The 17,887-nt window shown below is 70.4% G+C and carries 16 protein-coding genes; 5 read left to right on the forward strand and 11 right to left on the reverse strand.

Annotated features, from left to right (window positions below; all coding sequences use genetic code 11):
* A partial coding sequence (locus AC0666_RS32265) for a hypothetical protein (RefSeq protein ID WP_478708947.1) occupies positions 1–300 on the forward strand: 300 nt, incomplete at its 5' end.
* A gap of 146 nt (positions 301–446) precedes the next feature.
* On the opposite strand, the gene AC0666_RS32270 is transcribed toward AC0666_RS32265, so the two are convergent.
* The 3 genes from AC0666_RS32270 to thyX form a co-directional block, all read right to left on the reverse strand.
* Positions 447–2,132 carry a ribonuclease J gene (locus tag AC0666_RS32270; RefSeq protein WP_468581110.1) on the reverse strand — a complete coding sequence of 562 codons (1,686 nt, stop codon included), beginning with the start codon at positions 2,130–2,132 and terminating at the stop codon, positions 447–449.
* A 115-nt stretch (positions 2,133–2,247) separates the two neighbouring features.
* The gene (gene dapA / locus AC0666_RS32275) at positions 2,248–3,147 is read right to left on the reverse strand and encodes a 4-hydroxy-tetrahydrodipicolinate synthase (protein WP_468963489.1); all 900 of its coding nucleotides are present in this window, start codon (positions 3,145–3,147) and stop codon (positions 2,248–2,250) included.
* 229 nt (positions 3,148–3,376) lie between these two features.
* Positions 3,377–4,117: an FAD-dependent thymidylate synthase gene (thyX, locus tag AC0666_RS32280; protein ID WP_356847840.1), complete on the reverse strand. Its 741-nt coding sequence runs from the start codon at positions 4,115–4,117 to the stop codon at positions 3,377–3,379.
* A gap of 153 nt (positions 4,118–4,270) precedes the next feature.
* On the opposite strand from thyX, the gene AC0666_RS32285 reads away from it, so the two are divergent.
* Together AC0666_RS32285 and AC0666_RS32290 are read left to right on the forward strand one after the other, a co-directional pair.
* Positions 4,271–4,510, forward strand: a complete 240-nt coding sequence (locus tag AC0666_RS32285) for a hypothetical protein (protein ID WP_468581114.1) — start codon at positions 4,271–4,273, stop codon at positions 4,508–4,510.
* Between the two features lie 46 nt (positions 4,511–4,556).
* Positions 4,557–5,117, forward strand: coding sequence for a PH domain-containing protein (locus tag AC0666_RS32290; RefSeq protein ID WP_468963488.1), 561 nt, complete (start codon positions 4,557–4,559; stop codon positions 5,115–5,117).
* A 34-nt stretch (positions 5,118–5,151) separates the two neighbouring features.
* Here AC0666_RS32290 and AC0666_RS32295 read toward each other — a convergent pair whose 3' ends face one another.
* The 6 genes from AC0666_RS32295 to eccD form a co-directional block, all read right to left on the reverse strand.
* Positions 5,152–5,604, reverse strand: a complete 453-nt coding sequence (locus tag AC0666_RS32295) for a hypothetical protein (protein WP_468963487.1) — start codon at positions 5,602–5,604, stop codon at positions 5,152–5,154.
* An 18-nt stretch (positions 5,605–5,622) separates the two neighbouring features.
* The gene (dapB, locus tag AC0666_RS32300; RefSeq protein ID WP_468963486.1) at positions 5,623–6,378 is read right to left on the reverse strand and encodes a 4-hydroxy-tetrahydrodipicolinate reductase; all 756 of its coding nucleotides are present in this window, start codon (positions 6,376–6,378) and stop codon (positions 5,623–5,625) included.
* Positions 6,379–6,451: 73 nt separating this feature from the next.
* Positions 6,452–7,831 (reverse strand): M16 family metallopeptidase, encoded by a 1,380-nt coding sequence (locus tag AC0666_RS32305; protein WP_468963485.1) that lies wholly within the window; start codon positions 7,829–7,831, stop codon positions 6,452–6,454.
* Positions 7,828–10,050 carry a polyribonucleotide nucleotidyltransferase gene (locus tag AC0666_RS32310; protein WP_356847858.1) on the reverse strand — a complete coding sequence of 741 codons (2,223 nt, stop codon included), beginning with the start codon at positions 10,048–10,050 and terminating at the stop codon, positions 7,828–7,830. Before AC0666_RS32310 ends, AC0666_RS32305 begins: the two co-directional genes overlap by 4 nt.
* A gap of 309 nt (positions 10,051–10,359) precedes the next feature.
* Entirely contained in the window at positions 10,360–10,647 is a 288-nt protein-coding gene (gene rpsO, locus AC0666_RS32315) for a 30S ribosomal protein S15 (protein WP_030161433.1), read from the reverse strand.
* A 170-nt stretch (positions 10,648–10,817) separates the two neighbouring features.
* Entirely contained in the window at positions 10,818–12,323 is a 1,506-nt protein-coding gene (eccD, locus tag AC0666_RS32320; RefSeq protein ID WP_468963484.1) for a type VII secretion integral membrane protein EccD, read from the reverse strand.
* Between the two features lie 208 nt (positions 12,324–12,531).
* Between eccD and eccCa the strand changes: the two genes are divergently transcribed.
* Both eccCa and AC0666_RS32330 read left to right on the forward strand, forming a co-directional pair.
* Positions 12,532–16,497, forward strand: coding sequence for a type VII secretion protein EccCa (gene eccCa / locus AC0666_RS32325; protein WP_468581121.1), 3,966 nt, complete (start codon positions 12,532–12,534; stop codon positions 16,495–16,497).
* A gap of 178 nt (positions 16,498–16,675) precedes the next feature.
* Positions 16,676–16,921 carry a DUF397 domain-containing protein gene (locus AC0666_RS32330; protein ID WP_361725536.1) on the forward strand — a complete coding sequence of 82 codons (246 nt, stop codon included), beginning with the start codon at positions 16,676–16,678 and terminating at the stop codon, positions 16,919–16,921.
* A 115-nt stretch (positions 16,922–17,036) separates the two neighbouring features.
* Here the strand turns inward: AC0666_RS32330 and AC0666_RS32335 are convergent, their stop codons facing one another.
* Together AC0666_RS32335 and AC0666_RS32340 are read right to left on the reverse strand one after the other, a co-directional pair.
* Positions 17,037–17,345: a WXG100 family type VII secretion target gene (locus AC0666_RS32335; protein WP_361722222.1), complete on the reverse strand. Its 309-nt coding sequence runs from the start codon at positions 17,343–17,345 to the stop codon at positions 17,037–17,039.
* Between the two features lie 56 nt (positions 17,346–17,401).
* Positions 17,402–17,740: a hypothetical protein gene (locus AC0666_RS32340; protein ID WP_361722225.1), complete on the reverse strand. Its 339-nt coding sequence runs from the start codon at positions 17,738–17,740 to the stop codon at positions 17,402–17,404.
* Between the last annotated feature and the right edge of the window lie 147 nt (positions 17,741–17,887).

A 17,887-nucleotide genomic window follows, 5' to 3' on the forward strand; every position in this document is an offset into this window, starting at 1 on the left:
ACGGGGTATCAACTTCTGGCGTTGATTTTTGGCACGCTGTTGAGTTCTCAAGGAACGGACGCTTCCTTCGTACTCACCCTCGCGGGTTTTCCTCCGGGCGCTTCCCTTCGTTCTTGCGTTTCCGACTCTATCAGAGTCAGTCCCGCTCGCTTTCCAGGTTCTTCGCTTTCGCGCTTTCCCTTTCCGGCGATTCCAACCTTACCAGATCATTTCCGTGCCGTTTCCGGCTTGGATTTGAATTCGGAGGCCGTTGGAGGGCCTTTCCCTTTCGGGCGGATCAGACTTTATCAGGTGATCTGAGTCGTGATGACCACCCGCCTCGCGGGACGCGTCCGGGCACACGGATGTGCACGGGCGTCGTACGAGGTGGAGCCGTAAACGTACTGGAGCGGGGCCCCGGATGCAAATCCGGTTGCCCCGCTCCGGTGACGGCGCTACGGCGAGGGTCAGACCTCGACGACGACCGGGAGGATCATCGGGCGGCGGCGGTAGCCGTCCGAGACCCACTTGCCCATCGTGCGGCGGATGAGCTGCTGGATCTGGTGCGGCTCGGCGACGCCGTCGGCCGCGGCGCGGGCGATGGCCTCCTCGATCTTGGGCACGACCGCCGTGAAGGCCGAGTCCTCGATGCCGGAGCCGCGGGCCTGGATATTCGGGCCGCTCACGACCTTGCCCGTGGTGCTGTCCACCACGACGAACACCGAGACGATGCCCTCGTCGCCGAGGATCCGGCGGTCCTTCAGGTGGACCTCGGTGACATCGCCGACCGACAGGCCGTCCACGTACACGTAGCCGGCCTGGACCTTGCCGGAGATCCGGGCCTTGCCGTCGACGAGGTCGACGACCACGCCGTCCTCGGCGATGACAATGCGGTCCTTCGGGACACCCGTCATGGCGCCGAGCTCGGCGTTGGCCCGCAGGTGGCGCCATTCGCCGTGGACCGGCATCAGGTTCCGCGGCTTGCAGATGTTGTAGAAGTACAGCAGCTCGCCCGCGGACGCGTGGCCGGAGACGTGCACCTTCGCGTTGCCCTTGTGGACGACGTTCGCACCCCACCGGGTCAGGCCGTTGATCACGCGGTAGACCGCGTTCTCGTTGCCCGGGATCAGCGACGACGCGAGGATCACGGTGTCACCGGGGACGATCCGGATCTGGTGGTCGCGGTTGGCCATCCGGGACAGGGCCGCCATCGGCTCGCCCTGGGAACCCGTACAGACCAGCACGACCTCGTCGTCCGGCAGGTCGTCGAGGGTCTTCACGTCGACGACGAGGCCGGCCGGGACCCGCAGGTAGCCCAGGTCGCGGGCGATGCCCATGTTGCGGACCATCGAGCGGCCGACGAAGGCGACGCGGCGGCCGTACTCGTGCGCGGCGTCCAGGACCTGCTGGATGCGGTGGACGTGGCTGGCGAAGCTCGCCACGATGATCCGCTTCTGGGCACCCGCGAAGACACCGCGGATGACACCCGAGATGTCGCGCTCCGGCGGGACGAAGCCCGGGACCTCGGCGTTCGTCGAGTCCGAGAGGAGGAGGTCGATGCCCTCCTCACTCAGACGCGCGAAGGCGTGCAGGTCGGTGAGGCGGTTGTCCATCGGGAGCTGGTCCATCTTGAAGTCGCCGGTGGCGACGACCAGGCCCGCGGGGGTGCGGATGGCGACGGCCAGCGCGTCCGGGATGGAGTGGTTGACCGCGATGAACTCGCAGTCGAAGATCCCGAGGCTCTCCCGGTCGCCCTCCTTCACCTCAAGGGTGTAGGGGCGGATCCGGTGCTCCTGGAGCTTCGCCTCGATGAGGGCCAGCGTCAGCTTGGAGCCGATGAGCGGGATGTCCGGCTTCTCGCGCAGGAGGAAGGGGACGGCGCCGATGTGGTCCTCGTGACCGTGGGTGAGGACGATGCCCTCGATGTCGTCGAGCCGGTCCCGGATGGACGTGAAGTCCGGCAGGATCAGGTCGATGCCCGGCTGCTCCTCCTCGGGGAAGAGGACGCCGCAGTCAACGATCAGCAGCCGGCCGTCGAACTCGAAGACGGTCATGTTGCGGCCGATCTCGCCGAGACCACCCAGGGGGGTGACGCGGAGGCCGCCCTTCGGGAGCTTCGGCGGCGGACCGAGTTCAGGATGCGGATGGCTCAAAAGTCTCTCCTCACCATGCACGCCACGTTCCTCGTAGGCACGTGGCGGGCATGCATTCGTGCACTTTCATGTGTCTTTTCGTGGGGTATTGCTTATTCAGTTGTGAAGTCTGGTGTCAGAGCTGTACCCCGCCGGCGGCAAGATCGATCTTGAGCTGGGCCGTCTCTTCGTCGGTCAGCTCGACCAGCGGGAGCCGGAGCGGGCCCGCGGGCAGCCCCTGGAGGTTCAGGGCGCCCTTCGTGGTGATCACGCCCTGGGTGCGGAACATCCCGGTGAAGACGGGGAGCAGCTTCTGGTGGATCTCCGTGGCCTTCTGTACGTCGCCGGCAAGGTGCGCTTCGAGCATGGCGCGAAGCTCCGGGCTGACCACGTGGCCCACGACGGAGACGAAGCCGACCGCGCCGACCGACAGCAGCGGCAGGTTCAGCATGTCGTCGCCCGAGTACCAGGCCAGGCCGCTCTGGGCGATGGCCCAGCTGGCGCGGCCGAGGTCGCCCTTGGCGTCCTTGTTGGCCACGATACGGGGGTGCTCGGCCAGCCGGACGAGGGTCTCGGTGTTGATCGGGACACCGCTGCGGCCGGGGATGTCGTACAGCATGACCGGGAGCCCGGTGGCGTCCGCGATGGCCGTGAAGTGCCGGTAGAGGCCTTCCTGCGGCGGCTTGCTGTAGTACGGGGTCACCGCGAGGAGGCCGTGGGCGCCGGTGCGCTCGGCCTGGCGGGCGAGCTCCAGGGTGTGGCGGGTGTCGTTGGTGCCGATGCCGGCGACGACGTGGGCACGGTCTCCGACCGCTTCGAGGACGGCTCGTACGAGGTCGTTTTTCTCCGCGTCGGTGGTGGTCGGGGACTCGCCGGTGGTCCCGTTGATGATCAGGCCGTCGTTGCCTGCGTCCACCAGGTGGACGGCGAGCTGCTGCGCGCCGTCGAGGTCGAGTGCGCCATCAGCCGTGAAGGGCGTGATCATGGCGGTGAGGACCCGCCCGAAGGGGGTCTGCGGAGTCGAGATCGGAGCCATGGGTAACACGCTACTCGCTGCCATGCTCGCGGTGTCCCCTCGGGGGACGTCAACAGGGTGGTGCGCCTCCGGCGGTGGGCCGGGAGGAGTGTGGAGCCCGGCACTGCCTGCTCGGGGGTTCAAGCAGTGCCGGGTCCGTTTGATCAGCCTAGATGAACTTTACGAAACGTGGCAATACGGACACTTCGGACCTGGCTCGGCACATCCGTACGAACACGCCGTCCGGGCCTTACGGGGCCACGCGCCCGTTGGCGTTGAAGGCCGCGTACGTCAGCGGCATCAACGAGGCCCAGTGCTGCTCCATCTTCTCGCCGACCATCTCGATCTCCCGCTGCGGGAAGGACGGGACCTTGGCGAGCTCGTGCTGGGTGCGCAGACCGAGGAAGTGCATGAGCGAGCGCGCGTTGCAGGTGGCGTACATCGAGGAGAAGAGGCCGACGGGCAGGACCGAACGGGCCACCTCCCGGGCCACGCCCGCCGCCAGCATCTCCTGGTAGGCCTCGTAGGCCTGGCGGTACGAATCCTCCATGACCCGGCCGGTCAGCTCCTGCTGCGCCGCGGTGCCCTCGACGAAGACGTACTTGCCCGGGCGGCCCTCCTGGACGAGCTTGCGCTCGGCGTCCGGGACGTAGAAGACCGGCTCCAGCTCCCTGTAGCGGCCCGATTCCTCGTTGTACGACCAGCCGACGCGGTGGCGCATGAACTCGCGGAACACGAAGATCGGGGCGCTGATGAAGAAGGTCATCGAGTTGTGCTCGAAGGGGCTGCCGTGGCGGTCGCGCATCAGGTAGTTGATGAGCCCCTTGGAGCGCTCCGGGTCCTTCTGCAGCTCGTCCAGCGACTGCTCGCCCGCCGTGGAGACGCGGGCGGCCCACAGCACGTCGGAGTCGGCGGCGGAGTGCTTCACCAGCTCCACCGTCACATCACTGCGGAAGCTGGGTTTCAGGTCTGAAGCGGCGGTCTCGCTCACCGGGGGTCCTTCCGAACGTCTCACATGGGGCGCGCCCACTCTACGGCGCCCGTCAGGGCAGCTCGCGCATCGATTTCCCGATCGGGGGCACCTGGCGGGCAGTTCGCACGTCCTTGTGAGTACAGCCACTCCGATCCCGAGGAGAGTCCCCTCATGTTCAGCCGGCGCGAACCCGTCCCGTTCGCCTTTGTCGCCGAGGCCGACCGATTCCGCAGCAACGTCACCCCGCCGCCGCGCGAGCGTCTGAGCAAGACGCAGTTCGCCGCCCGTACCCTGGTCGGGCTGACCGTGGTGGCGGGGCTCGTCGGCTCCCTGCTCTTCGGCGTACCGGCGTTGCAGCCCCATCAGACGCCCGCCACGTCGCAGCAGTCGGAGGCCTCCCGGGGGCGGTAGCCTCACGGGCAGCCCAACCGAACGTGCATGTGAGTGAGGTCCCGCCGTGCCCCTGCCCTTCATGACGGCCGACAGCGCGTTCGACGCGCACGAGGACGGCGACGAGGTCCTCGCCCATGCAGACCAGGACCGCTGGCGCCGGCCCTACCGGCCCGGCCCCTGGCGGGTCGCAGGCGCCGCGCTGCTGCTCCTGCTGGCCGCCTTCATGCTGCTCGCCACGATGATCATCGCGTTCGCGGGCGCCGGGGCGGTGGCGATCGTCTGCCTGGTCGCCGCGCTCAGCGTGATCGGGGCGGCGCTGCGGCTGCTGGTGGCGGGGATCTGGGTCAGCCCCAAGGGGCTGCGCCTGGTCGGCTTCCTCAGGACCCGCTCGCTCACCTGGAGCGAGGTCGCCGAGGTCCGCACCGCGCAGCAGCCGGTGCGCTGGCTCGGCCTGCCGAGGACCGTACAGGGCCAGGCCCTGACGGTGGCCGGGCGGGACGGCGCCGAGCTGCCGGTGCTGCTGACCGACCACAACGCCGACTTCCTGGCCCGTGCGGAGGCGTTCGAGCGGGCCACCGACGCGGTGGAGGCCTGGGCCGAGGAGTACCGGGCCGTACCCGCCTGAGGCGGCGGGCCAGGACCGGAAGCCCGTACGGGGATCAGACCTGTACGGGCTTCCTGTCATGCAGGGCGATGGCCCGCTGCATGGCCTTGCGGGCCCGCGGGGTGTCGCGGGCGTCGTGGTAGGCCACGGCGAGGCGGAACCAGCTGCGCCAGTCTCCCGGCGCGTCCTCCGTCTCGGCCTTGCGGCGCGCGAAGACCTCGTCGGCGGAGTCCCGCAGGATCCGGCCGTACTGGTCCCGTTCCAGCTCGTCCACCGGCAGTCCACCCTCGGCTTCCAGCTCGGTCGCGAGCTGGTTGGCCTTCCGCACGAACTGCGTGTTCTTCCAGAGGAACCAGACGCCGATGACGGGCAGGACCAGCACCGCCACGCCGAAGGTGACGGTCAGCCAGGTGCCCTGCCGGAGCAGCATCAGGCCCCGGCTGCCGACCAGGACGAAGTAGACGACCAGGACGGCGGCCGTGAGGAAGTAGGTGATCTTCGCGCGCATGGTGCTACTGCCTGCTCATCAGCCGAGGTCGAGGAAGTGTTCCAGGCCGAAGGTCAGGCCCGGGGTCTGCGTCACGCGGCGCGCTCCGAGGAGGATGCCCGGCATGAAGCTGCTGTGGTGAAGGGAGTCGTGACGGATGGTCAGGGTCTCGCCCTCGCCGCCGAGCAGCACCTCCTGGTGGGCCAGCAGGCCGCGCAGGCGGATCGCGTGCACCGGGACCCCGTCGACGTCCGCGCCGCGAGCGCCGTCGAGGGCGGTGGCGGTGGCGTCGGGCTGCGGGGCGCAGCCGGCCTCGGCGCGGGCGGCCGCGATGAGCTGCGCCGTACGGGTGGCCGTGCCGGAGGGGGCGTCGACCTTGTTGGGGTGGTGCAGTTCCACGACCTCGACGGACTCGAAGTAGCGGGCGGCCTGCGCGGCGAACTTCATGGTGAGGACGGCGCCGATGGAGAAGTTCGGGGCGATGAGCACACCGGTCTCCGGGGAGCCGGCGAGCCAGGCGTCCAGCTGGGCGAGGCGCTCCTCGGTCCAGCCGGTGGTCCCGACGACGGCGTGGATGCCGTGGCGGATGCAGAAGTCGAGGTTGCCCATGACCGAGGCGGGCGTGGTCAGCTCGACGGCGACCTGGGCGCCGGTCTCGGCCAGCTTCTCCAGCTTGTCGCCACGGCCGAGGGCGGCCACCAGCTCCATGTCCTCGGCTGCCTCGACGGCCTTGACCGCCTCGGAGCCGATGCGGCCCTGTGCACCGAGAACCGCTACGCGCAGCTTGCTGCTCATGCTTCCTTCGCTTCCTGTCGTACGGGCCGGGCACCGGCCGGCGGCCGGTGCCCGGCCCCGAGGTGTCCGGGTCTCAGGCCACCGCTTCGTCGAGGCGGGCGGCCTGCTTCTCCTTCAGGGGTCCGATCACCGAGAGCGACGGCCGCTGGGCCAGGACGTCCCGGGCGACCGAGCGGACGTCGTCCGGGGTCACGGCGGCGATCCGGGCCAGCATGTCGTCGACCGACATCTGGTCGCCCCAGCACAGCTCGCTCTTACCGATGCGGTTCATGATCGCGCCGGTGTCCTCCAGGCCGAGGACGGTGGAGCCGGACAGCTGGCCGATGGCCCGCTTGATCTCCTCGTCGGTGAGCCCCTCCGAGACGACCTTGTCGAGCTCGCCGCGGCAGATCCGGAGCACGTCGTGGACCTGGCTGGGCCGGCAGCCCGCGTACACGCCGAACAGGCCGGTGTCGGCGAAGCCCGAGGTGTACGAGTACACGCTGTAGGCCAGGCCGCGCTTCTCCCGGACCTCCTGGAAGAGGCGGGAGGACATGCCGCCGCCGAGGGCGGTGTTCAGCACGCCGAGCGCCCAGCGGCGCTCGTCGGTGCGGGCCAGGCCGGGCATGCCGAGCACCACGTGGGCCTGCTCGGTCTTGCGGCTGATCAGGTCGACCTTGCCGGAGGTGCGGATGCGCTTGGTGCCGGCGCGCGGGCCGATTGGCTCGGCGTCGGTGCGCCCGAGGGCACCGGCCTTCTCGAAGGCCGCGCGCACCTGGCGTACGACCTTGTTGTGGTCGACGTTGCCGGCCGCGGCCACCACCAGGTGGGTGGGGTCGTAGTGCTTCTTGTAGAAGCGGCGGATCCGGTCGGCGCCGAGGGCGTTGATCGTGTCGACGGTGCCGAGGACGGGCCGGCCCAGCGGGGTGTCGCCGAACATCGTGTGCGCGAACAGGTCGTGCACGCAGTCGCCCGGGTCGTCCTCGGTCATGGCGATCTCTTCGAGGATGACGCCGCGCTCGGCGTCGACGTCCTCCTCGCGGATCAGCGAGCCGGTGAGCATGTCGCAGACGACGTCGATCGCCAGCGGCAGGTCGGTGTCGAGCACCCGTGCGTAGTAGCAGGTGTACTCCTTCGCCGTGAAGGCGTTCATCTCGCCGCCGACCGCGTCGATCGCGGAGGAGATGTCGAGGGCGCTGCGCTGAGCGGTGCCCTTGAAGAGGAGGTGCTCCAGGTAGTGCGTGGCACCGTTGAGCGTGGGCGTCTCGTCGCGGGAGCCCACGTGCGCCCAGATGCCGAAGGTGGCGGAGCGGACGGAGGGCAGCGTCTCGGTGACGATGCGCAGTCCGCCGGGGAGGACCGTGCGCCGGACGGTGCCGATGCCGTTCTCGCCCTTGAGGAGGGTTTGGGTACGGGCGACGGCCCGCCCCTCGGAGGAGGGGCGGGCCGTCACACGGGAACTACGCGACGTCACTTGTCGGAGTCGTCCTTGTCAGCGTCGTCACCGGCGGCCTCGCCGTCGATCACGGGGATCAGGGAGAGCTTGCCGCGCTGGTCGATCTCGGCGATCTCGACCTGGACCTTGGTGCCGACCGCGAGCACGTCCTCGACGTTCTCCACGCGCTTGCCACCGGCGAGCTTGCGGATCTGCGAGATGTGCAGCAGGCCGTCCTTGCCCGGGAGCAGGGAGACGAAGGCACCGAAGGTGGTGGTCTTGACGACCGTACCCAGGTAGCGCTCGCCGACCTCCGGCATGGTCGGGTTGGCGATGCCGTTGATCGTGGCGCGGGCGGCCTCGGCGGCCGGGCCGTCGGCGGCACCGATGTAGATGGTGCCGTCGTCCTCGATCGTGATCTCGGCGCCGGTGTCCTCCTGGATCTGGTTGATCATCTTGCCCTTGGGGCCGATGACCTCGCCGATCTTGTCCACGGGGATCTTGACGGTGATGATCCGCGGGGCGTTGGGGGACATCTCGTCCGGCGTGTCGATCGCTTCCATCATCACGTCGAGGATGTGGAGGCGGGCGTCGCGGGCCTGCTTGAGGGCCGCGGCCAGGACGGAGGCCGGGATGCCGTCCAGCTTGGTGTCGAGCTGGAGGGCGGTCACGAACTCCTTGGTGCCGGCGACCTTGAAGTCCATGTCGCCGAAGGCGTCCTCCGCACCGAGGATGTCGGTGAGGGCGACGTAGTGGGTCTTGCCGTCGATCTCCTGGGAGATCAGGCCCATGGCGATACCGGCGACGGGGGCCTTCAGCGGCACACCGGCGTTCAGCAGCGACATGGTCGAGGCGCAGACCGAGCCCATGGACGTCGAACCGTTGGAGCCGAGGGCCTCGGACACCTGGCGGATCGCGTAGGGGAACTCCTCGCGGGTCGGCAGGACCGGGAGGATCGCGCGCTCGGCGAGGGCGCCGTGGCCGATCTCGCGGCGCTTGGGCGAACCCACGCGGCCGGTCTCGCCGACGGAGTACGGCGGGAAGTTGTAGTTGTGCATGTAGCGCTTGCGGGTCACCGGGGAAAGGGTGTCCAGCTGCTGCTCCATACGGAGCATGTTGAGGGTGGTGACGCCCAGGATCTGGGTCTCGCCACGCTCGAACAGCGCCGAGCCGTGCACGCGCGGGATGGCCTCGACCTCGGCGGCGAGGGTACGGATGTCCGTGATCCCGCGGCCGTCGATGCGGACCTTGTCCTTGATGACGCGCTCGCGCACCAGGGCCTTGGTCAGGCTGCGGTAGGCGGCGGAGATCTCCTTCTCGCGGCCCTCGAAGGCCGGGAGGAGCTTCTCGGCGGCGAGGTCCTTGACGCGGTCGAGCTCCGCCTCGCGGTCCTGCTTGCCGGGGATGGTCAGCGCCTGGGCGAGCTCGCCCTTGACCGCGGCGGCGAGGGCCTCGTAGACGTCGTCCTGGTAGTCCAGGAAGACCGGGAACTCGCCCTCGGGCTTGGCGGCCTTGGAGGCCAGGTCCGACTGGGCCTTGCACAGGGCCTTGATGAAGGGCTTCGAGGCCTCCAGACCGGCGGCGACGATCTCCTCGGTCGGCGCCTCGGCGCCGCCCTTGACGAGGGTGACGGTCTTCTCGGTGGCCTCGGCCTCGACCATCATGATCGCGACGTCGCCGTCCTCCAGGACGCGGCCCGCGACGACCATGTCGAAGACGGCGTCCTCAAGCTCGGTGTGCGTCGGGAAGGCCACCCACTGGCCGCGGATCAGCGCGACGCGGACGCCGCCGATCGGGCCGGAGAAGGGCAGGCCGGCCAGCTGGGTGGACGCGGACGCGGCGTTGATCGCGATGACGTCGTACAGGTGGTCCGGGTTGAGCGCCATGACGGTGGCGACGACCTGGATCTCGTTGCGCAGGCCCTTCTTGAAGGACGGGCGCAGCGGGCGGTCGATCAGGCGGCAGGTGAGGATCGCGTCCTCGGAGGGGCGGCCCTCGCGGCGGAAGAAGGAGCCGGGGATCTTGCCGGCCGCGTACTGGCGCTCCTCGACGTCCACCGTCAGGGGGAAGAAGTCGAGCTGGTCCTTGGGCTTCTTCGACGCGGTGGTGGCGGAAAGCACCATCGTGTCGTCGTCCAGGTAGGCAACGGCGGAGCCGGCGGCCTGGCGGGCCAGACGGCCCGTCTCGAAGCGGATGGTGCGGGTGCCGAAGGAACCGTTGTCAATGACGGCCTCGGCGTAGTGGGTCTCGTTCTCCACTAGCGTTTTCTCCATTTTCGTCGTCTCCGTCCGCAGCCCGTGTGGCGGCGGACGGTGCGGAGAAGCGCTCCTTGGGTGCGGGCCGGTCTTCGATCGAAGTACCCGGTTCGGTGCCCGTGGGCTTTCCGGGTACCACTACCGAGGACCGGCGGCCTGGGAGGGCGCTCCTCCTCTTCAGTTGTGCACGTGGTGCTGAACTTGCGCGTACGTCCAGACTACAAAGCGTCCGGTGCGTCCCGCACGTACAGCGGCACGTACAGCAAAGGGAGCGGCCCCCTCAGTGTGGGAACCGCTCCCTTCACAGCGTCTTTACTTGACGCCGGCCGCACCGCGGCGGATGCCGAGGCGCTCGACCAGCGTACGGAAGCGCTGGATGTCCTTCTTGGCCAGGTACTGCAGCAGGCGGCGACGCTGGCCGACCAGGATCAGCAGACCACGACGGGAGTGGTGGTCGTGCTTGTGGGTCTTGAGGTGCTCGGTCAGGTCCGTGATGCGCTTGGAGAGCATGGCGACCTGGACCTCGGGGGAGCCGGTGTCGCCCTCCTTGGCACCAAACTCAGCGATGATCTGCTTCTTCGTAGCGGCGTCGAGCGACACGCGTACTCCTCATGGGTCTTCGTGGCCACCGAGTGCCCCAGGTCGAATTCTCTGGGGATCTTCCGTAACTCGGGAGGCGGGTCCGCTGGGCGCAGCCTCCAGAAGGACTTCCGGGGGCGCGTACACAAACGGCCGTTACACAGCGTACCAGGCTGCCGCCCGGCCCCGTCTCAGCTGGTGAGCGAGCGGGCCCGGGCGTACACGTCGAGCACGGCCAGGGCCAGCGGGACCAGGCTGAGCAGCACCGCTGCCTCGGTGAGGTCGAGCAGTCGCCCCCAGAAGGGTGACAGACCCTTGCGGGGGATGACCAGCGCAATTCCGGCGAGCAGGGCCGCACCGGCGGCCACCGCGGCGGACAGCCAGATCGTACGGAGGTCCAGGCCGCCGCGGTCGTGGTACTGCACGAGCTCCCGCAGGAGGTCGGCCGGCGGGTGCAGGGCCAGACCCAGGATCAGCAGGGCGACGGCCGACAGGCCGGCGACCAGGGTGCACACGACCTGGGAGGTGTAGCGGAAGAGGCGGGCGCGCAGCAGCATGGCCAGACCGGTGGCGAGGGCCAACAGGCGCCCCCAGGTGTTGTCGGAGAAGCCGAGGACCGCGGCGCAGCCGACGACGACCGCCGCGCAGCCGCCCACCAGGCCGAGCAGCATCTCGTGGCCGCGGCGGGCCTGGGCGGCGATGGCTTCGGCATCGAGCGGGGCGCCCGGCTCGGGCTGCTCGGAGCCGGAGGGGTCACCGTACGGCTCGGCCTCGTAGCGGTCCGGGGTCTCGTAGTCCTCCACGGCGCTCTGCGGGGCGGCGTAGCCGATGGGCAGCCGGGCGAAGCGGGCGGAGAGGCCGGGCAGGAAGGCGACGAGGCCGATGGCCGCGGGGGCGCAGACGGCGGCCGTGGCGGTCGCGGAGGCCTCGGTGACGATCGCGAGGAAGGTCGCCAGGGTGCCGGTGGCCGCGACGAAGGTGGCCGCGACGAAGGGTGCGTCCCCGTCCGGGGTGAGCGCGACCAGCGCCACGGAGGCGACGAGGACGCAGATGCAGCCGAGCAGGAACTGGAGCCGGCCGGGGCCGTGCCCGGCGGCGGGGGCGATGATGCCGGACCCTGCGATCAGCAGGTGCGGGAGGCCGGCGAGGCCGAGGGCGACGGCGGAGCCGCGGTCGCGGTAGACCCGGGCGCGGACGCCCGCCGCGGCGGCCAGCAGCAGCCCGGCCGCGCCGGCGATGATCCCGGGCAGGCCGTGCATGTCGTGGCGGAGCGGGTCGGCGTACCAGAGGACGAAGCCGAGCAGGACGAAGAGCAGGGCGGCTCCGGCCAGGCCCGCGCCGCGCAGCATGTCGTCGCTCCAGCGGTGCCGGTCGCGCACCACGGCGGAGGCGACGGCGTCGGAGACGTCGTCGAAGACCGCGGGCGGCAGGGACTCGGCGAAGGGGCGCAGGCTCAGCACCTCGCCGTCGAGGACCTGCTGGGCGGCGAGGGTGCGGGCGCCGTCGAGGACGGTGCCGTCGCGGCGGACCAGGTGGAAGCCGGTCGGAGCGCCGACGGGCTGGGTCTGGCCGGTGAGGCGCAGCAGTTCGGGGTAGACGTCGGCGACGGCGATGTCCTCGGGGAGGGCGACGTCGATGCGGCTGTCGGGAGCCACGACGGTGACCCTGCAGAAGCCCGTCGTTGCGGCCGTACTCACCTGTGTGACCCCCCTGGTTGGCGAAGCGATTGCGCGGTCCGCCGCCTCGGATTCGCGGATGCGCATACTGCGCGGGCCACCCTACCGGGCGTATGCGTGACTGTCGGCAAGTAGGATCACCGTCGCGCGGGTGGGAGACCCCTTCGCGTCCGGGACTTGGGGGCGCCGGTAGCGACGTCCCGTCCGTTTTCGAGGGATTGATGCTCCGGTGAGTCAGATCGTCGTCAAACGCCCGCCGCGGTCCCTGCCGCCCGAAGTCCCTTCGGACGAGCTGAGACTGGAGGCTCCGCCGGAGCTTCCCCGCGGGCAGCAGGAGGGCATGCTGATGCAGCTCCTGCCGATGCTCGGCATGGGCTCGTCGGTCGTCTTCTTCTTCATGCCGGGTGCGGCGCCGTTCATGCGCATCATGGGTGTGCTGATGCTGGTGTCCACGGTGGGCATGATGATCGCCCAGCTGATGCGCCATCGGCGCGGTACGCAGGGGCAAATGGCCGATGTGCGCCGGGACTACCTCAAATACCTCGCGCAGACCCGGCGTCAGGTCCGCAGGACCGCCCGGGCGCAGCGCGACGCACAGCTGTATCTGCACCCCGCGCCCGAGCAGTTGTGGTCGGTGGTGGCGGAGGGTTCGCGGCTGTGGGAGCGCCGGGTCGGTGACGCGGACTTCGGCCAGGCCCGGCTGGGGCTGGGCGCGCAGCGCCTGTCGACGCCTCTGGTGGCGCCGGACACGGCCCCGGTGGACGAGCTGGAGCCGCTGACCGCGGGTGCGATGCAGCGCTTCCTGAAGGTGCACTCCTCGCTGGACGGGCTGCCGGTCGCGGTGTCGATGCGGGCCTTCTACCACGTGACGGTGTCCGGGGAGCCGGAGTCGGCGCGCGGGACGGCGCGGGCGATGGTGGCGCAGCTCGCGACGCTGCACTCCCCCGAGGACCTGGTGGTGGCCGTGGTGGCCGCGCCGGGCGCGGTGCCCGCGTGGGACTGGACGAAGTGGCTGCCGCACACGCAGGTGCCGGGGCAGGTGGACGGTGCCGGTACGAAACGGCTGTTCAGCGACCACCTCACCGAGCTGGAGGCGCTGCTCGCGCCCCGCCTGGAGGGGCGGCCGCGGTTCAGCCGGGACGTGTCCCCGGTGCTGGACCAGCCGCACCTGGTCGTCGTGCTGGACGCCAACTCCCGCGGCGGACTCGTGCCGCCGGACTCGGTGTTCGCGGCCGCGGAGGGCCTGCAGGGCGTCACCATCGTCGAGGTGGTCGCGGGCGAGCTGGACGAGCCGCGCGGCGGGCTGTCCGTCGTGGTGCGGCCGGGCCGGCTGCGGCTGGAGTCGGGTGCGGGCGTCGCGTACGAGGGCGTGCCGGACACGCTGTCGCTGCCGGCCGCGGAGGCGCTGGCGCGGCAGCTGGCGCCGCTGCGCACCGGCGGGGGCGACGACGACGAACCGCTGCTGGCCAACCTGGACTTCACGGATCTGCTGAACCTGGGCGACGCGGCCTCGATCGACGTGGCGCGCACCTGGCGGCCGCGGTCGGCCGGTGAGCGGCTGCGGGTGCCGATCGGTGTCGGCGAGGACGGCGCGCCGGTCATGCTGGACCTCAAGGAGGCCGCGCAGGAGGGCATGGGCCCGCACGGCCTGTGCGTGGGCGCGACCGGTTCCGGCAAGTCGGAGCTGCTGCGCACGCTGGTGCTGGGCCTGGCGGTCACGCACACCTCGGAGACGCTGAACTTCGTCCTCGCCGACTTCAAGGGCGGTGCGACCTTCACCGGCATGGGGCAGATGCCGCACGTCGCGGCCGTCATCACCAACCTGGCGGACGACCTGACGCTCGTGGACCGCATGGGCGACTCGATCCGCGGAGAGCTCCAGCGCCGGCAGGAACTGCTGCGCTCGGCGGGCAACTACGCCAACATCCACGACTACGAGAAGGCGCGCGCGGCGGGCGCCCCGCTGGAGCCGCTGGCCTCGCTGGTGCTGGTCATCGACGAGTTCTCCGAGCTGCTCACGGCCAAGCCCGACTTCATCGACATGTTCATCCAGATCGGCCGGATCGGCCGGTCGCTGGGCGTGCACCTGCTGCTGGCCTCGCAGCGCCTGGAGGAGGGCAAGCTGCGCGGCCTGGACACGTACCTCTCGTACCGGATCGGTCTGCGGACCTTCTCGGCGGCGGAGTCGCGTACGGCGATCGGTGTGCCGGACGCCTACCACCTGCCGTCGGTGCCGGGTTCGGGCTATCTGAAGTTCGGCACGGACGAGATGACGCGGTTCAAGGCGGCGTACGTCTCCGGTACCTACCGCTCGGGCGGCCCGGACCTGTCGGTGGGCCTGTTCCCGGTGGAGCGCCGCCCGGCGCTGTTCACGGCGGCGCCGGTGCCGGTGGTGTACGCGGCGCCGGACCCGGCGTACCTGGCGGCGCAGGCGCCGCGGGAGGACGACGCGCTCGCGGACACCGTGCTGGACGTGATCGTGAGCCGGCTGGAGGGGCAGGGGGTGCCGGCGCACCAGGTGTGGCTGCCGCCGCTGGACCAGGCCCCGCCGCTGGACCAGTTGCTGCCGGCGCTGGCCCCCTCGGCCGAGCGCGGGCTGCACGCGGAGGGGTACACGCGGCCCGGCGGGCTCGTGGTGCCGCTCGGCCTGATCGACAAGCCGTTCGAGCAGCGGCGCGAGGTGCTGTACCGGGACTTCTCGGGTGCGGCGGGCCACATGATGGTCGTCGGCGGTCCGCAGTCGGGCAAGTCGACCCTGATGCGGACGCTGATCTCCTCGTTCGCGCTGACGCACACCCCGCGCGAGGTGCAGTTCTACGGGCTGGACTTCGGTGGCGGCAGCCTGTCGGCGGTCGCCGAGCTGCCGCACGTGGGCGGGATCGCCTCGCGCCTGGACCCGGAGCGGGTGCGGCGTACGGTCGCGGAGGTGGCGGGCATCCTCAACCGGCGCGAGGAGTTCTTCCGCGCCAACGGCATCGACTCGATCGGCACCTACCGGCGGCGGCGCGCGGCGGGCGAGCTGCCCGGTGAGCCGTGGGGCGACGTGTTCCTCGTCGTCGACGGCTGGGGCGGTTTCCGGGGCGAGTACGAGGGCCTGGAGCCTGTGGTCACCGACATCGCATCGCGCGGTCTGGGCTACGGCATCCACGTGGTGATCACCGCGGCCCGGTACATGGAGGTGCGGGCCGCCCTCAAGGACCAGATGCTGAACCGGCTGGAGCTGCGGCTCGGCGACGTCATGGACTCCGAGTTCGACCGCAAGGTCGCGGCGAACGTACCACCGGGCATGCCCGGGCGCGGTCAGGTGGCGGAGAAGCTGCACTTCCTGGGGGCGCTGCCGCGGATCGACGGCTCGCACGACCCGGAGGACCTGTCGGAGGCCACGGCCGCCTTCGTGTCGGCGGTGAAGCAGAACTGGACGGGGGCCGCGGCGCCCGGCGTACGGCTGCTGCCGCGGCTGCTGCACGCCGACCAGCTGCCCCGGGGCGGGGAGTACCCCGGCCGCGGGCTGGCGATCGGCATCGACGAGACGGACCTGGAGCCGGTGTTCGTCGACTTCGAGAGCGACCCCTTCTTCCTGGTCTTCGGCGAGAGCGAGTCGGGCAAGACGAACCTGCTGCGGCTGATCGCCCAGCAGATCGCGGACCGGTACACGCCCGACCAGGCCCGGCTGGTGGTCGGCGACTACCGGCGCAGCCTGCTCGGGGCGCTGCCGGAGGAGCACCTGCTGGAGTACGCGCCGATGGCGAGCTCCCTCCAGACGCACATGGAGGCGCTGGGCGGCGTGTTCTCGCGGCGCCAGCCGCCGACCGACGTCACGCCGCAGCAGCTGCGGGACCGCAGCTGGTGGACGGGCCCGGACGTGTTCATCATCATCGACGACTACGACCTGGTGGCCACCAGCCAGGGCAACCCGCTGGCGCCGCTGGTGGAGTTCCTGCCGTTCGCCCGGGACACGGGCGTCCGCTTCATCATCGCGCGGAACTCGGCGGGCGCCTCGCGCTCGATGTACGAGCCGTTCATGCAGCGCTTCAAGGAGCTCGGGGCGCAGGGCGTGGTGCTCTCGGGCGACCCGTCCGAGGGCGACCTGATCGGCAACGTGCGCCCGCGCCCGATGCCGCCGGGCCGGGCCTACTTCCACTCGCGCAAGCGGGGTGCCTCGCTGGTCCAGCTGGGCCGGCTGCCGGGGATGTGAGACGGGGGGCCCGGACAACCGGGCCCCCCGTCCCCGACGCCCGAGCCGACCAGGTCGAGGCCGTCGCCGGGCACTCGCCGCCCAGATCGGTGACTAGGCGGGAAACACTCCCCCGGCCCGGTCCGCAGCACCGATAATCGGCAGCGAACACGCAGCACCGCCGAGGGAAAGGCCGCACATGGGCACCCAGCAGGAGAAGGACGAGCTGTACGCGCTCGACATCAGCGGCGTGGAGTGGGAAGGGCCGCCCGGGACCAGCCCCGACGAGGAGCGCGTCGAGATCGCCCGGCTCCCCGAGGGCGCGGTGGCGATGCGCTCCTCGCTCGACCGGGACACCGTGCTGCGGTACACCGCCGCCGAGTGGGAGGCCTTCGTACTCGGTGCCCGGGACGGGGAGTTCGACCTGGAACGCGGGCCCCGCTAGGCCTCTGCCGGACGCTTCCGGGTACGACGACGGGGCGCGCCCGATGCGGGCGCGCCCCGTGGTCACGTACGGCAGGGGCCCGGCAGGCCCCGGTGGGCCGGGAGGCCCGCGTGGCTCAGTAGGCCTCGGTGAACAGGCGCGAGGCCTTCACGTCGGTGGCACGGTACTGGCCCTTGCCGTGCTCGATGAGCGTGGCGACCTTTTCCAGCTGGTGGTGCATGTGGTCGGCCTTGGCCTTGTACTTCCCCTGGAGGGTGACGTAGGCGGCGTGCGCCTCACCGTCCCAGGTGTCGGTCACGACCTTCAGGGCCTGGTCCATCTCCTGGAGGTCCGTGACGATCTTCTTCGAGACGATCCGGATCCGGTTGGCCATCTCCTGGACGCTCTCATACCGAACCCGGGTGTGCCCGTCGGTACCAGCCATGATCTTCTCCTTCGCGCGGGGCTGAGTGGGGAACGACGTGACGTGACGACGTCAGGTCAGATGCTGTTGAGACCCGAACCCGAACCGCCGCCGGAGGACTGGACGGCCTTGAAGGCCGCGCGCACGTCGTCGTCCTGGGCGTTGCTCAGGTTCTTGGTCTGCGCGACCGCGTTGTGCAGCACTCCGAGCAGCCGTCGGATCTCGTCGTGGTCCTCGTTCACGACCGTCTGGGCGTCGATGAAGCCCGAGGCACCCACACCGGTCCAGCCGGCGCTCACCGTGGCGAGGATGTCGGCCAGCTCGCGGGACTGGGTGGTGACGGCGTTGGCCGTCGTCTCGATCTTGTTCTTCGCCTGGACGATCGGATCGTCTGCGAGACCGAAATTGTTGCTCATCCGAAGCTCCTCACTTCTCAATTCGCCGGCAGAACCGGCGGATTGCGCAGCAGAGCGGACGTTCCCGGCACGGTTTTGAGCCACATGCTTCCGGAACTCCCCCTCCGCTTCACGCGATCCCCCGATCACAGTCGTGAAGCCTGGTGC

It is taken from the genome of Streptomyces sp. NPDC043680 (assembly GCF_056436685.1).